This window comes from Klebsiella sp. CD33, assembly GCF_051992865.1.
GTDB lineage: Bacteria > Pseudomonadota > Gammaproteobacteria > Enterobacterales > Enterobacteriaceae > Klebsiella > Klebsiella pneumoniae.
The window spans coordinates 4,811,661-4,825,583 of the sequence record NZ_CP197023.1; the positions used below are offsets into that span (position 1 = coordinate 4,811,661).

Annotated in this window: 17 protein-coding genes; 14 read left to right on the forward strand and 3 right to left on the reverse strand. The window is 60.4% G+C overall.

The annotated features are described in order from the left end of the window. Positions 1-45: 45 nt before the first annotated feature. Positions 46-1,398, reverse strand: a complete 1,353-nt coding sequence (locus ACR809_RS23565) for an alpha-glucosidase/alpha-galactosidase (RefSeq protein WP_122051603.1) — start codon at positions 1,396-1,398, stop codon at positions 46-48. Positions 1,399-1,637: 239 nt separating this feature from the next. On the opposite strand from ACR809_RS23565, the gene melR reads away from it, so the two are divergent. Then, positions 1,638-2,576: a transcriptional regulator MelR gene (gene melR / locus ACR809_RS23570; protein WP_004177781.1), complete on the forward strand. Its 939-nt coding sequence runs from the start codon at positions 1,638-1,640 to the stop codon at positions 2,574-2,576. A gap of 49 nt (positions 2,577-2,625) precedes the next feature. Here melR and proP read toward each other — a convergent pair whose 3' ends face one another. Further along, positions 2,626-4,128, reverse strand: coding sequence for a glycine betaine/L-proline transporter ProP (gene proP, locus ACR809_RS23575; protein ID WP_002885227.1), 1,503 nt, complete (start codon positions 4,126-4,128; stop codon positions 2,626-2,628). 187 nt (positions 4,129-4,315) lie between these two features. Here proP and ACR809_RS23580 point away from each other — a divergent pair, with 187 nt between their 5' ends. The 13 genes from ACR809_RS23580 (at position 4,316) to phnP (ending at position 13,505) form a co-directional block, all read left to right on the forward strand. After that, positions 4,316-4,585 carry a hypothetical protein gene (locus ACR809_RS23580; RefSeq protein WP_009484475.1) on the forward strand — a complete coding sequence of 90 codons (270 nt, stop codon included), beginning with the start codon at positions 4,316-4,318 and terminating at the stop codon, positions 4,583-4,585. An 87-nt stretch (positions 4,586-4,672) separates the two neighbouring features. Beyond that, the gene (locus ACR809_RS23585; protein ID WP_004177783.1) at positions 4,673-5,008 is read left to right on the forward strand and encodes a zinc ribbon domain-containing protein YjdM; all 336 of its coding nucleotides are present in this window, start codon (positions 4,673-4,675) and stop codon (positions 5,006-5,008) included. A gap of 228 nt (positions 5,009-5,236) precedes the next feature. After that, positions 5,237-5,671, forward strand: coding sequence for a VOC family metalloprotein YjdN (yjdN, locus tag ACR809_RS23590; RefSeq protein WP_002885221.1), 435 nt, complete (start codon positions 5,237-5,239; stop codon positions 5,669-5,671). A 155-nt stretch (positions 5,672-5,826) separates the two neighbouring features. Next, complete coding sequence (phnF, locus tag ACR809_RS23595; protein WP_023287023.1) at positions 5,827-6,552, forward strand: phosphonate metabolism transcriptional regulator PhnF; 726 nt, start codon at positions 5,827-5,829, stop codon at positions 6,550-6,552. Continuing rightward, a complete protein-coding gene (gene phnG / locus ACR809_RS23600) occupies positions 6,553-7,005 on the forward strand; it encodes a phosphonate C-P lyase system protein PhnG (RefSeq protein ID WP_002885214.1) in 453 nt (150 codons plus the stop codon). It abuts the gene before it with no gap. Beyond that, complete coding sequence (phnH, locus tag ACR809_RS23605; RefSeq protein WP_002885207.1) at positions 7,002-7,586, forward strand: phosphonate C-P lyase system protein PhnH; 585 nt, start codon at positions 7,002-7,004, stop codon at positions 7,584-7,586. Before phnG ends, phnH begins: the two co-directional genes overlap by 4 nt. Further along, positions 7,587-8,651 carry a carbon-phosphorus lyase complex subunit PhnI gene (locus ACR809_RS23610; RefSeq protein WP_004177786.1) on the forward strand — a complete coding sequence of 355 codons (1,065 nt, stop codon included), beginning with the start codon at positions 7,587-7,589 and terminating at the stop codon, positions 8,649-8,651. Continuing rightward, positions 8,644-9,492 (forward strand): alpha-D-ribose 1-methylphosphonate 5-phosphate C-P-lyase PhnJ, encoded by an 849-nt coding sequence (locus ACR809_RS23615; RefSeq protein ID WP_002885202.1) that lies wholly within the window; start codon positions 8,644-8,646, stop codon positions 9,490-9,492. The genes ACR809_RS23610 and ACR809_RS23615 overlap by 8 nt, the downstream gene beginning before the upstream one ends. Beyond that, positions 9,489-10,247: a phosphonate C-P lyase system protein PhnK gene (gene phnK / locus ACR809_RS23620; RefSeq protein WP_032417725.1), complete on the forward strand. Its 759-nt coding sequence runs from the start codon at positions 9,489-9,491 to the stop codon at positions 10,245-10,247. The genes ACR809_RS23615 and phnK overlap by 4 nt, the downstream gene beginning before the upstream one ends. A 107-nt stretch (positions 10,248-10,354) precedes the next feature. Further along, positions 10,355-11,035, forward strand: a complete 681-nt coding sequence (phnL, locus tag ACR809_RS23625) for a phosphonate C-P lyase system protein PhnL (protein WP_002885196.1) — start codon at positions 10,355-10,357, stop codon at positions 11,033-11,035. Continuing rightward, positions 11,032-12,168 carry an alpha-D-ribose 1-methylphosphonate 5-triphosphate diphosphatase gene (phnM, locus tag ACR809_RS23630; RefSeq protein ID WP_009484481.1) on the forward strand — a complete coding sequence of 379 codons (1,137 nt, stop codon included), beginning with the start codon at positions 11,032-11,034 and terminating at the stop codon, positions 12,166-12,168. Before phnL ends, phnM begins: the two co-directional genes overlap by 4 nt. Continuing rightward, positions 12,168-12,731, forward strand: coding sequence for a ribose 1,5-bisphosphokinase (phnN, locus tag ACR809_RS23635; RefSeq protein ID WP_004151727.1), 564 nt, complete (start codon positions 12,168-12,170; stop codon positions 12,729-12,731). Before phnM ends, phnN begins: the two co-directional genes overlap by 1 nt. Before the next feature lie 15 nt (positions 12,732-12,746). Then, on the forward strand, positions 12,747-13,505 hold the full coding sequence (gene phnP / locus ACR809_RS23640; protein WP_122051604.1) for a phosphonate metabolism protein PhnP: 759 nt from the start codon (positions 12,747-12,749) through the stop codon (positions 13,503-13,505). A gap of 21 nt (positions 13,506-13,526) precedes the next feature. Here phnP and yjdP read toward each other — a convergent pair whose 3' ends face one another. Then, the gene (gene yjdP / locus ACR809_RS23645; protein ID WP_004151729.1) at positions 13,527-13,880 is read right to left on the reverse strand and encodes a DDRRRQL repeat protein YjdP; all 354 of its coding nucleotides are present in this window, start codon (positions 13,878-13,880) and stop codon (positions 13,527-13,529) included. Positions 13,881-13,923 lie beyond the last annotated feature (43 nt).

Consider the following 13,923-nt stretch of genomic DNA (forward strand, 5'->3'; position numbering starts at 1 on the left):
CGTGACAGGCACCGCCGGGTTCGTTGCCCCGGCGGCATAAGAGGATTAACGGTGCAGCCAGGCCGGCAGCCAGTCGCCGTGGCTGGCGATCAGATCGTCCACCAGCGCGTAGATCTCTTCGATCCCCAACACCGCGGCGGTGTGCGGATCCATCATCGTGGCGTAATAGACGTAATCGCGATTTTCAGTGAGGATCGCCTCCGTGAGCAGCGTCTGCACGTTGATATTGGTCTGCATCAGCGCCGCCAGATGCGCCGGCAGCGCGCCCACTTTGGTCGGCTGGATGCCGTTGGCGTCCACCAGGCAGGCCACTTCCACACAGCAGCCCTGAGGCAGGTTGTCGATGAGATTATCGTTGCGCACGTTGCCGTACACCACGCTTGGCTCGCCGGTCCAGATGGCGTTCATGATGGTGCTGGCATATTCGCGGGAGGGTTTCACCTCAATGCGCTCCCCGCGCTTATAGCTCTCCAGCTCCTGATGCCAGTTGGCCAGTTGCTCGACGCAGCGTTTAGGGTATTCATCCAGCGGCACTTTATAGCGAGCGAGAAGGTCATCGCGGCCCGGCTTGATAAACCATGGCGTGTATTCCGCGAAATGCTCCGAGGACTCGGTGACGAAGTAGCCCAGCTTTTTGAACATTTCATAGCGGACAATGTTTTCGCAGCGCGGGTTGCCGTGCAGGTTCGGCTTCGGCGCCCGCCCGTCGGCGTAGGCCTGTAGCAGGTCGGGGTAGATACTGACGTAGCTGCCGTCCGCGAGCTTTTTCTCCAGCGACAGATAGAACGCCATATGGTTAATCCCCGCGCAGCGGTAGCGTAAATCCGCCGGATCGAGATCGAGGTCGCGCGCCAGCTCTTCCGCTGTGCCTTGCACCGAGTGGCACAGGCCAACCTGCTTGATATGCGGGTAGCGGGCGTACATCGCCCAGGTGTTCATCGCCATCGGGTTGACGTAGTTAAGCATGGTGGCGTCCGGGCAGACCTCGCTCATATCGTCGCAGATAGCCCACAGGTGCGGGATGGTGCGCAGCGCGCGCATAATGCCTCCCGGCCCCAGCGTATCGGCAATGGTCTGCTCCAGGCCGTGGCGCTTGCAGACTGCAAAATCGGTGACGGTACAGGGCTCATAGCCGCCAATCTGGAAGGCAACGACGACAAAATCGGCGCCCTGCAGGGCGATTTTCCGGTCGCGGTGGCAGCTGATTTCGCCGTTCGCGCCCACGGAATCCATCAGCTTGCGCACCACGATATGCGACTCTTCCAGCCGGGTTTCATCGATATCCATCAGCGCGATATGCGCCGATTTCAGCGCCGGGCGCTGGAAAACATCACCGAGAATATTTTTGACGAACACCGTCGAACCGGCGCCGATAAAAGTAATTTTTGGGGCAGACATCACGCACTCTCCATCAGGTCATTGAACACTTGCAGAGTGGCACGCCGCTCCCCGCTGCGCTGCCCTGTTCCCGCCGGAGCATTCCCGAAAGCTCAGATCGGCCATTAAGCGCCACAAAATCTGAGATTTCGGGAACAGATTGAGCAAAAAGGAGAGAAAATGGGCCGATTCTTCCGCTAAGCTGTCGTCAGTTCTGGCGAAAAATGCAGCCACTCTGACAATTCAGGAATACGCTAACGATGGAACACCGCTTCACCTCTCTGCCCCCCGATCCCTTTATGTGCAGCAGCGACGAAAAGCAGAGCCGCAGCCCGCTGGCGCTCTACTCCGAGTATCAGCGTATGGATATCGAACTGCGCCCGCCGCACGCCATGCCCACCAGCCACTGGCACGGCCAGGTGGAGGTCAACGTGCCGTTCGATGGCGACGTGGAGTATTTGATTAATAACGAAGTGGTGCGCATTGAGAAAGGCTATATCACTCTGTTCTGGGCCTGTACGCCGCATCAGCTGACCCGCCCCGGCGATTGCCAGCAGATGGCGATATTCAACCTGCCGATGCATCTGTTTCTCTCATGGCCGCTGGACCGGGAGCTTATCAACCACGTCACCCATGGGATGGTGATTAAATCCCTCGCCGCGCAGCAGTTGAGCGCCTTCGAAGTGCGCCGCTGGCAGCAGGAACTGAGCCACGAGAATGAACAGATACGCCAGCTGGCGATCGATGAAATCGCCCTGATGCTGAAGCGGCTGAGCCTCGCCGGCTGGCAGCCGATTCTGGTCAATAAAACCTCACGCACCCACAAGAACAGCGTCTCCCGCCACGCGCAGTTTTATGTCAGCCAGATGCTGGAGTTTATCGCTGCCCACTACGACCAGGCGCTGACCGTCAATGCCGTTGCGGAGCACGTGAAGCTCAACCCGAACTATGCGATGGGGGTCTTTCAGCGGGTGATGCAGCAGACCATGAAGCAGTACATTACCGCCATGCGTATCAATCATGTGCGGGCGCTGCTGAGCGATACCGACAAGACCATCCTGGATATTGCCCTTACCGCCGGTTTTCGCTCCAGCAGCCGCTTCTACAGCACCTTTACCCGCTACGTGGGCATGCCGCCGCAGCAGTACCGTAAACTCAGCCAGCAGCGGCGTCACGGCCTGGCCTTGCCGAAGGCATAAAAAATGCCGCCGGGGTTTCCCCAGGCGGCATGATTAACAGTGAAAACGGTTAGTCGTTGATACGCGGATGCTGCTGCACCAGACGCGACCGTTTTGCCTGCAGATCGGCGATCTCCTGATCGATATCTTCGATTTTTTGCTCGATGTTATCGTAGTGCTCGCCAAGGATTTCTTTCGCTTCCTGAATATCCGACGCCGCCGGGGTCGCCCCTTTCAGCGGACGGTTAGCCGTCTCTTTCATCGACAGGCCCGTCGCCATACCCACCACCGCGATAACCATCAGGTAGTACGCCGGCATCATCAGGTTTTGGGTGGTCTCCACCAGCCACGCCGCCAGGGTTGGCGTCAGACCGGCAATCAGCACCGAGATGTTAAAGGCGCTGGCCAGGGCGCTGAAGCGGATGTGCGTCGGGAACATCGCCGGCAGCGAGGAGGCCATCACCCCGATAAAGCAGTTCAGCACCACCGCCAGCAGCAGCAGGCCGGCGAAGATCAGGCTAGTCACGTTGCTGTTGATCATAATGAAGGCCGGGATCGACAGGGCAAACAGCGCCACGCTACCAATCAGGATAAACGGGCGACGGCCGAAACGGTCGCTGAGCATACCGATAACCGGCTGTACAAACAGCATCCCGACCATGATAGCGATGATGATCAGCACCCCATGATCTTCCGAGTAGTGCAGGTTATGCGACAGATAGCTCGGCATGTAGGTCAGCAGCATGTAGTAAGTCACGTTGGTGGAAATCACCAGACCGATACAGGTCAGCAGGCTACGCCAGTGCTTGGTGGCAATCTCTTTAAAAGAGACCTTCGGCCCGTCCTGCAGTCCTTCACGGTCGCCCTGCTCCATGGTGTCAACATGCTGCTGGAACGCTGGCGTCTCTTCCAGCGCATGGCGCAGGTAGAGACCAATGATACCTAACGGTAGCGCCAGGAAGAACGGGATACGCCAACCCCAGTCGAGAAAGTTCTGTTCACCCACCACGCTGGAGATGAGAACCACCACGCCGGCCCCCATCACAAACCCGGCGATGGAGCCAAAGTCCAGCCAGCTGCCCATAAAGCCGCGCTTGCGGTCAGGAGAGTATTCCGCGACGAAGATCGACGCCCCGGTATATTCACCGCCAACCGAGAAGCCTTGCGCCATTTTACACAGCAGCAGCAGGATCGGTGCCCAGATACCTATCGTGGCATACGACGGAATAAGGCCGATACAGAAAGTACTTATCGACATGATCACGATAGTTATCGCGAGAATTTTTTGCCGACCATATTTATCGCCCAGCATCCCGAAGAACAGGCCTCCTAACGGACGAATTAAAAATGGTACGGAGAAGGTACCCAGCGCGGCAATCATCTGCACGCTTGGGTTGGCATCGGGGAAGAAGACTTTACCTAAGGCGTAGGCCACAAAGCCGTAGACGCCGAAATCGAACCACTCCATCGCGTTGCCCAGGGAGGCCGCGGTGATCGCCTTTTTCAGTTTACCATCATCGATGATGGTCACATCCTTAAGGGTGATGGGCTTTATTTTTTTCCTTTTAAGCATATTTTTCCTCTGCTACTCCGCCTTGAGTGCACGCCTCTTCGCCGAATGGCAAGGCCATTCGCATCGTGCGTCAGGAGCGGTGAATTGCTGTGCTCCTCATTTCAAGCGTAGCAGGTTTGCCTGCACTGTCTGCTGACAGAATGTACAACCGAACCTGTTGACGCCTGCTCTGGCTACTGGTGAATAAATGGAGCGGCTCATCGTGATGCTTGATGAAATTGACCTGCTCCCCTTTTTTACCCTAACAGTGTTTATATCTGCGATCAACTTCACAGAAATTTACCGCCTCATTACAGAGTGTCGGAAAATAAATAAGTTCATTTCCTACCGATCGCGCGGAAATTATTTCGTCGATTTTGCTCCACTTCGGGCGGTTAATTTCAGCGTTTATTCGCTTCTTTCCGGAATAACACCACGGCTATTTTTTAGCAAAAAAACACCCGACAAAAGTGGGTGATTGCGCTATAATCATACCCACTTTCGGCTCTCAGCCGCTGTTTAAAGGACCAACGTCCTGTTTTTCGACGACATCATGAGGAGCGTCATGCAACTGCCACACTGCCCAAAATGCGATTCGACTTACACTTATGAAGATAGCGGCATGTACATCTGCCCGGAATGTGCCCATGAGTGGAACCCTGCCGAGGCGACGGAAGAGAGCGACATTCTGATCGTTAAAGATGCCAATGGCAATTTACTGGCCGATGGCGACAGCGTTACCGTCGTGAAAGATCTGAAGGTTAAAGGCAGCTCTTCGATGCTGAAAATCGGCACCAAAGTGAAAAATATCCGTCTGGTCGAAGGCGATCACAATATTGACTGCAAAATTGACGGTTTTGGTCCGATGAAGCTCAAATCGGAATTTGTGAAAAAGAACTGATTTAATTTCGGGTAGGCGGCGCGATTATTTTTTCACATAACCGTCGCCGCTCCCGATATCCTGGTGGCCGTTTGTCCCCCGGCGCATCCTGTTATTTCCCTCGCCGGCAACCGCTATTTACGCTGTCGCCTGCCGTCATATTTCAGCGCCCCTTTTCGCCCTGCCGTCTGGCTCAATCGCCTGCCGGGCGACTACGCTTTACGGGTTACGGTCACTGAGGTATTCACCATGTCCTTAAGTCCCTACCTTGCCTTTGCGGGCAACTGCGCCGAGGCGATCGCCTTCTACCAGCAGACGCTGGGCGCAGAGCTGATGTTTAAAATGACCTTTGGCGAAATGCCGCCCCCGGCGCAGGAAGCGTCAGACGGCTGCCCGTCTGGCCAGAAGATGGCGGATGATGCTATCGCCCACGCCAGCCTGCGCATCAATAATGGCGAGCTGATGCTGAGCGACAGCGCCTTCGGGCCCGATGTGCATTACGCCGGCTTCACCCTCGTCCTCGATCCCAGCGATGTCGCTGAAGGCCAGCGCTGGTTCGACGCGCTGGCTGTCGGCGGGCGCATTGAGATGGCCTGGCAGGAAACCTTCTGGGCCCACGGCTTCGGCAAAGTCGTCGACCGCTTTGGCGTCCCCTGGATGATCAACGTGGTCAAACAAGGCTGACGCCCCCAGGGCGGCCCGGCCGCCCTGTCATCCGCCTGGCATCAACTCTTCATCCTTTAGTCATCGTCACTTAACCGAAATGCAACATAAACCGGTCAGGATCGGCCCACAACGCGAGGAAGCTCCTCGCCTATGCTGTGTGAGGCTTGATGACTATGCACCTGTCCAGACATCCGACCAGTTACCCCACGCGCTATCAGGAAATCGCCGCCCGACTTGAGCAGGAGCTGCGCCATCACTATCGCTGCGGCGACTATCTGCCCGCCGAGCAGCAGCTGGCGACGCGCTTCGACGTTAACCGCCACACCCTGCGCCGGGCTATCGACCAGCTGGTTGAGCGCGGCTGGGTTCAGCGCCGTCAGGGCGTGGGTGTGCTGGTGCTGATGCGCCCCATCGACTACCCGCTTAACGCCCAGGCGCGCTTCAGCCAAAACCTGCTGGAACAAGGCAGCGATCCCACCAGCGAAAAGCTGCTGTCGGTGCTGCGCCCTGCCAGCGCCCATGTCGCCGAAGCCTTTGGCATCAATGAGGGCGAGAACGTGATCCACCTGCGTACCCTGCGCCGGGTCAATGGCGTCGCCCTGTGCCTGATTGACCACTACTTCGCCGACCTGCGCTTCTGGCCGGTGCTACAGACCTTCAGCCACGGCTCGCTGCACGATCTGCTACGCGATCGGCTCGACGTCGAACTGACCCGCGTACGCACCAAAATTAGCGCCCGCCGCGCGCAGGCAAAAGAGAGCAAGCTGCTGGAAATCCCCAATATGGCGCCGCTGCTCTGCGTCCGCACGCTCAATAGCCGCGAGAGCGAGTCGCTCACGGCGGAGTACTCCGTCAGCCTGACCCGCGCCGACATGATTGAATTTACCATGGAGCACTGAATGCACTTCGATACCGCCACCCGCCAGCGCTGGATGTCCGTGCTGGCCCACAGTGAACCGCAGGACCTTCTGGCGCGCATGCAGTCCCTGCAGCTGGCGCCGGAATATGAATTGATTCGCACCCCGGAAACCGGGCTGGTACAGCTCCAGGCCCGCATGGGCGGTATCGGCGACCGCTTCTTTGCCGGCGACGCCACCCTTACCCGCGCAGCGGTACGCCTGGCTGACGGTACCCTCGGTTACAGCTGGATCTTAGGCCGCGACCGCCCGCACGCTGAACGCTGCGCGGCGATCGACGCCCTGCTGCAGTCGCCCCGCCATTTTCACACCTTAATGGAAACCCTGATAACCCCGCTGGAAGCGCTACGCAGCGCGCGCATTGAAGCCCGACGCGCCGAAGTCAACGCCAGCCGGGTCGACTTCTTTACCCTGGTTCGCGGAGATAACGTATGACCTTACAACCCGCTTTTACCCTGGCTGTGCAGGATGCCCAACACAGTTTTCGTCGCCTGCTGAAAGCGATGAGCGAGCCGGGGGTGATTGTCTCCCTGCAGCAGCTTCAGCACGGCTGGCAGCCATTGAACGTGGCCTCCACCAGCCTGCTGTTGACCCTTGCCGATCATGAAACACCGGTCTGGCTCGCCAGCGCTCTGCGTAACGATCTGGTGGGACAGAATCTGCGCTTTCATACCGGCGCGCCGCTGGTGGACCAGCCGCAGCAGGCGGTTTTTGCCGTCGCCAATGACGGCATCAGCGCCGAGCAGCTCAACGTCCTTTCCGCTGGCACCGTCACCGCGCCGGAAACCGGCGTCACACTGATCGTTCAGCTTGCCAGCCTCAGCGGCGGACGCATGCTGCGCCTGACCGGGGCAGGCATTGCCGAAGAGCGAATGATCGCGCCGCAGCTGCCGGACTGCATCATCGACGAATTAACCGAACGCCCGCACCCGTTCCCGCTGGGCATCGACCTGATCCTCACCTGCGGCGAGCGCCTGCTGGCGATCCCGCGCACTACCCACGTGGAGGTGTGCTAAATGTACGTTGCCGTCAAGGGCGGCGAGAAGGCGATCCGCGCCGCTCACGCCTTACAGGAACAGAAACGACGGGGCGATGGACGGCTTCCCGAACTGAGCGTCGAACAGATAGGCGACCAGCTCAGCCTGGCGGTGGACCGGGTGATGACCGAGGGCGGCATCGCCGACCGCGAACTGGCGGCGCTGGCGCTGAAGCAGGCCAGCGGCGATAACGTCGAAGCGATCTTCCTGCTGCGCGCCTACCGCACCACCCTGCCGCGGCTGGCGGTCAGCGAACCGATTAATACCGCGGAGATGCGCCTCGAACGCCGCATCTCCGCAGTGTATAAAGATATCCCCGGCGGCCAGCTGCTGGGCCCCACTTACGACTACACCCACCGCCTGCTCGATTTTACCCTGCTGGCCAACGGCGAAGCGCCGTCTGTGCAGCAAGCCGATGGCGAAGCAGAGCCGACGCCGCACGTCTTTAGCCTGCTCACGCAGCAGGGGCTGGCGAAGACCGAGGAAGATCGCGGCACGCCGCCCGACGATATCACCCGCACCCCGCCGGTCTACCCCTGCTCGCGTTCCTCGCGCCTGCAGCAGCTGATGCGCGGCGATGAAGGCTACCTGCTGGCGCTGGCCTATTCGACCCAGCGCGGCTATGGCCGCAACCATCCGTTTGCCGGCGAGATCCGCAGCGGCTACGTGCAGGTGGAAATCGTCCCGGAAGAGCTGGGCTTTAGCGTCAATATTGGCGAGCTGCTGCTGACCGAGTGCGAGATGGTTAATGGCTTCGTCGCCCCGCAGGAGGAGCCGCCGCACTTCACCCGCGGCTACGGCCTGACCTTCGGCATGAGCGAGCGCAAAGCGATGGCCATGGCGCTGGTCGACCGTGCGCTGCAGGCGCCGGACTATGACGAAGAGATTGCCGGCCCGGCGCAGGATGAAGAGTTTGTGCTGGCTCACGCCGATAACGTCGAAGCGGCCGGCTTCGTCTCGCATCTGAAGCTACCGCACTATGTCGATTTCCAGGCCGAACTGGCGCTGCTGAAACGCCTGCAACGGGAGAACGAACGTGGCTAACCCACTGACTGGCTATAACTTTGCTTACCTCGACGAACAAACCAAGCGCATGATCCGCCGGGCTATTCTCAAAGCGGTAGCGATTCCCGGCTACCAGGTGCCGTTCGGCGGGCGCGAAATGCCAATGCCCTACGGCTGGGGCACCGGCGGCATCCAGCTGACCGCCAGCGTCATCGGTGAGAACGACGTGCTGAAGGTGATTGACCAGGGCGCGGATGACACCACCAACGCGGTGTCGATTCGTCAGTTCTTTAAGCGCGTCACCGGCGTCGCCACCACCGAGCGTACCGAAGACGCCACCCTGATCCAGACCCGCCACCGGATCCCGGAGACGCCGCTGGTGGAGGATCAGATCCTGATCTACCAGGTGCCGATCCCGGAGCCATTGCGCTTTATCGAGCCGCGTGAAACCGAAACCCGCACCATGCACGCCCTGGAAGAGTACGGCGTCATGCAGGTGAAACTGTATGAAGATATCGCCCGCTTCGGCCATATCGCCACCACCTACGCCTATCCGGTGAAGGTCAATGGCCGCTACGTGATGGACCCTTCGCCGATCCCGAAATTCGATAACCCGAAAATGCACATGATGCCGGCGCTGCAGCTGTTCGGCGCCGGGCGCGAAAAGCGGATCTACGCCGTGCCGCCCTATACCCCGGTGGAGAGTCTCGATTTCGACGACCATCCCTTTACCGTGCAGGAGTGGGATGAGCCCTGCGCCATATGCGGCTCGCGCCACAGCTACCTCGACGAAGTGGTGCTGGATGACAGCGGCCAGCGGATGTTTGTCTGCTCCGATACCGACTATTGCCGCCAGCAGAGCGAGGGGCAGAAAAAATGAACCAGCCATTACTTGCTGTGAATAACCTGACCCATCTCTACGCCCCGGATAAAGGTTTTCGCAATGTCTCCTTCGAGCTGTGGCCGGGAGAAGTGCTCGGCATCGTCGGCGAGTCCGGCTCCGGTAAAACCACCCTGCTGAAGGCAATCTCCGCCCGCCTGACGCCGCAGCAGGGCGAGGTGCTGTACCAGCAGCGCTCGCTGTACGCCATGAGCGAAGCCGAACGCCGCCGCCTGTTGCGCACCGAATGGGGAGTGGTGCATCAGCACCCGATGGACGGTCTGCGTCGCCAGGTCTCTGCCGGGGGCAACATCGGCGAACGGCTCATGGCCACCGGCGCCCGCCACTACGGCAACATTCGCGCCACCGCCGAAAAGTGGCTGCAGGAGGTGGAGATCCCGCCCTCGCGCATCGACGACCTGCCCACCACCTTCTCCGGCGGCATGCAGCAGCGTCTGCAGATCGCCCGCAATCTGGTCACCCAGCCGAAGCTGGTTTTTATGGATGAACCCACCGGCGGGCTGGATGTGTCCGTGCAGGCGCGACTGCTAGACCTGCTGCGCGGCCTGGCGGTGGAGCTGAATCTGGCGGTGGTGCTTGTTACCCACGATCTCGGCGTCGCTCGCCTGCTGGCGAACCGTCTGCTGGTGATGAAGCAGGGCCAGGTGGTGGAGAGTGGCTTAACCGACCGGGTGCTCGACGATCCGCACCATCCTTACACCCAGCTGCTGGTGTCGTCGGTGTTGCAGAATTGATGCTGTTTTGCCGGGTGGCGGCTGCGCCTTACCCGGCCCACAGGTGCGTTATTCGTAGGCCGGGTAAGCGAAGCGCCACCCGGCAACTCAACCTCGTGAGAGCTAACATGATCCGCGTTGAAAACGTCCATAAAACCTTTGTTCTGCACCAACAGCACGGCGTGCGTCTGCCGGTGCTGGCCGACGCCTCGCTGACCGTTAACGCCGGGGAGTGCGTGGTGCTCCACGGTCACTCCGGCAGCGGCAAATCGACCCTGCTGCGTTCGCTGTACGCCAATTATCTGCCGGACAGCGGCCATATCCATATTCGCCACGGCGACGAATGGGTGGACCTGGTCACCGCCACCCCACGCAAGGTGCTGGAAGTGCGCAAAACCACCATCGGCTGGGTCAGCCAGTTTCTGCGGGTGATCCCGCGCATTTCGGCGCTGGAGGTGGTGATGCAGCCGCTGCTCGATCTTGGGACGCCGCGCGAAGCGAGCGCCGCGAAAGCCGCCCAGCTCCTGACCCGCCTCAACGTTCCGGAACGCCTGTGGCACCTTGCGCCGTCCACCTTTTCCGGCGGCGAGCAGCAGCGGGTCAACATCGCCCGCGGTTTTGCGGTCGACTATCCGATCCTGCTCCTTGATGAACCCACCGCCTCACTGGATGGCAAAAACAGTGCTGCCGTGGTCAACCTGATCCACGATGCCAAAGCGCGCGGCGCGGCCATCGTGGGGATTTTCCATGACGAAGGGGTACGCCGTCAGGTCGCCGACCGACTGCACTCCATGGGAATGACAGCATGATTATCAATAACGTAAAACTGGTTCTCGACGACGAGGTGGTCCACGGTTCGCTGGAAGTCCAGGACGGTCGCATCCTCGCCTTCGCCGAAAGCCAGAGCCGGCTGCCGCAGGCGCTGGATGGGGAAGGCGGCTGGCTGCTGCCGGGCCTTATCGAGCTGCATACCGATAACCTCGACAAGTTCTTTACCCCGCGGCCGAAGGTAGACTGGCCGGCCCACTCGGCGATGAGCAGCCATGACGCCATGATGGTCGCCAGCGGCATCACCACCGTGCTGGACGCCGTGGCGATTGGCGACGTGCGCGATGGCGGCGATCGTCTTGAGAATCTGGAGAAGATGGTCAATGCCGTGGAGGAGACGCAAAAGCGCGGTCTCAACCGCGCCGAACACCGCCTGCACTTGCGCTGCGAGCTGCCGCATCACACCACGCTGCCGCTGTTTGAAAAGCTGATCGATCGCGAGTCGGTGAGCATGGTCTCTCTGATGGACCACTCGCCGGGCCAGCGTCAGTACGCCGATCGCAGCAAGTACCGCGATTATTATCAGGGCAAATATCATCTGACGCATGACGAAATGGACCGTTTTGAAGCCGAGCAGATGGCTCTGGCCGCCACCTGGTCGCAGCCCAATCGCCAGACCATCGCCGCCATGTGCCGCGCCCGCCGTATCGCCCTCGCCAGCCACGACGACGCCACCGAGGCGCATGTGGCCGAATCTCACCAGCTAGGGAGCGTGATCGCCGAGTTTCCCACCACGCTGGCCGCGGCGCAGGCTTCACGTCAGCACGGGATGCACGTCCTGATGGGGGCGCCGAATATCGTGCGCGGCGGTTCCCACTCCGGCAACGTCGCCGCCCACCAGCTGGCGAGCCACGGTTTGCTGGACATCCTCTCATCTGACTATTACCCCGCCAGCCTGCTGGATGCCGCTTTCCGCATCGCCGACGCCGAGGACAATGCCTTCACCCTGCCACAGGCGATCCGTCTGGTCAGTCAGCATCCGGCGCAGGCGCTGGGCCTTGACGATCGCGGCGTCATCGCCGAGGGGAAACGCGCCGACCTGGTGCTGGCGCACCGTCGCGGCGAACATATCCAGATCGACCATGTCTGGCGCCAGGGAAAGAGGGTCTTTTAATGCCAGGAAAACTGATTTGGCTGGTGGGCCCCTCCGGCTCCGGTAAAGATAGCCTGCTGGCGGCGCTGCGCCAGCGCGAGCACCCGCAGCTGCTGGTGGCCCATCGTTACATAACCCGCCCGTTTAACGCGGGCAGCGAGAATCATATCGCCCTCAGCGAACATGAGTTTTTTACCCGCGCCGAGCAGCATCTTTTTGCTCTCAGCTGGCACGCCAACAATACTTACTATGGCATTGGCGTGGAGATCGACCTCTGGCTGCACGCCGGCTTTGACGTGGTGGCCAACGGCTCCCGCGCCCATCTGGCGCTGGCCCGGGAACGCTACGGCGAGGTGCTGGTGCCGATCTGTCTCGCCGTCTCGCCGCCGGTGCTGCGCCAGCGGCTGGAGCAGCGCGGCCGGGAAAACGCGCTGGAAATCGCCCAGCGTCTGGAACGCGCCGCGCGCTATAAGCCGGACAACTGCCTGACATTGAATAACGACGGCAGTCTCCGACAATCGGTCGATGAATTTTTCCGCCTGCTGCGCAGCCACGCGGCGCGCGAAGCGGATCAACTGGTATAAACAAAAGGTGACACGATGAGCCTGACCCTCCGCTTAACCGGCACCGGCGGCGCTCAGCTGGTGCCGGTCTTCGGCTGCGACTGCGCGGCCTGCCGCCGCGCACGCCGCGAGGAGAGCCACCGACGCCGCCCCTGTAGCGGAGTGGTCACGTTCAACAGCGCCGTGACGCTGCTCGATGCCGGACGACCGGATCTGATGGAGCATCATCCCGCCGGCAGCTTTCAACAGGTGCTGCTGAGCCACTACCATCTGGATCATGTGCAGGGGCTGTTTCCGCTGCGCTGGGGAGTCGGCGCGTCGATTCCGGTCTATGGCCCGCCGGATGACGCAGGCTGCGACGATCTGCTCAAACACCCCGGTCTGCTTGACTTTAGCCATACCGTCACGCCGTTTGTGATGTTTAACCTGCAGGGGCTGCGGGTGACGCCCCTACCCCTTAATCACTCGAAGCTGACCTTTGGTTATCTGCTGGAGTCGGCCCACAGCCGGCTGGCCTGGCTCTCGGATACCGCCGGGCTGCCGGACAAGACGCTGAAGTTTTTGCTCAATAACCGCCCGCAGGCGATGATCATCGACTGCAGTCATGAGCCGCGCGCGCAGACCCCGCGTAACCATAACGATCTAAACACCGTCCGCAGCCTTAACCAGATCATTGGCTGTCCGCGGGTGATCCTCACCCATATCAGCCACCAGTTTGACATCTGGATGATGGATAACCCGCTGCCGACAGGTTTCGAAGCGGGCTATGACGGGATGGAAATAGCGCTGGATTAAGCGCTGGCCTGCGGGGGGCGATCAGTAGCTATCATCCAGCCGACGCTGGTCGCTTTCTAACTGACGACGATCGCGGTCGAGCTGACGCTGGCGTTCATCCAGCTGGCGGCGGCGCTCGTCCAGCTGGCGTTGCCGCTCGTCATACTGGCGCTGACTGTCACGGCTCTGCTGACGGCTCCCCTGATAGCGCCCGTCATCATACCGGCCATCGTCATCGTATCTGTCGTCGTCATCGGAGCGACTGCTGCCCGGGTTATAGGCGTCGTTAATGGCTTGCTGAATATTGCCGATCGCGTCATCGATAATATCGGCGCGAGCGGCCAGGCTGGTCAGCGACAGAGTGCAAAAGAGCAGTGCGGTTGCGTAACGTTTCATCGGGGCCAATCTCATCAGAGTCCTGCCGCTACCTTAATCATCC